This is a genomic window from Lactobacillus sp. C449L (genome assembly GCF_059900815.1).
The window spans coordinates 1-672 of the sequence record NZ_JBWXGA010000034.1 but is presented as its reverse complement, the minus strand read 5'-3'; the positions used below and the strand labels follow the sequence as shown (position 1 = coordinate 672).

General features: G+C 65.6%; 1 protein-coding gene. It reads right to left on the bottom strand.

Annotation, left to right across the window (positions count from 1 at the left end; genetic code table 11):
- Positions 1-616: hypothetical protein (locus AC2JF9_RS08110; protein WP_500726783.1), on the bottom strand; the 616-nt coding region annotated here is incomplete at its 3' end.
- Positions 617-672 lie beyond the last annotated feature (56 nt).

Below are 672 nucleotides of genomic sequence, written 5' to 3'. Positions count from 1 at the left end.
GTAAGGCCACCTGCAGGGCATCGAACTCCGGGAAGGCGTAGGCGGCATTGATCGGCACGTAGGTGCAGGGCCAGAGGAACACGCTGTCGAAGCCGTCGCTGTGGTAGTAGCAGCCCGAGACGATGACCCCGTCGATATGGGTCGTATCCTGCCTGACCCGGTTGGCGACGATCTCCTCGAGCGTATCGTGATCGAGCGCGGTGTAGCCGTTGTTCACGATCCACAGGACCGACCCCTTCGCGTGCGGGATTTCCGCGCGCGACTGGCTGAGCTGCGCCCGGGCCTTGGCAACGGCCCGCTTGACGGGCCCTTCGATGATCCGCCGGTATTTCAGCTGCTCCGGCACGGGAAGTCTCGCCGGGTCGAGGACGACGACCGGCCGGTCAGGCTCCTGCGCCGAGAAGAGTTCGGCAAGCCTGGCCTGCCGCTCCGGCTTCACGAACCCCTCGTCGTCCAGCATCTTCAGCTCGATCAGGGTCGTTCCGACGAGATAGTCGGCGCCTTCGCGGTCCCGTCGATCCGCATCCGGGTGCGCCTTCACGCCGCCGGCCGTCTCGACGATCCGGTCGAGATCCTGTTCGGTCAGAGCCCTGATGGGAAACGGGTCCATGCCCAATACCTATATCGGCCGCCCCGACGACGGCCAGATCGATCGCGTCAACCGGCTTGCAC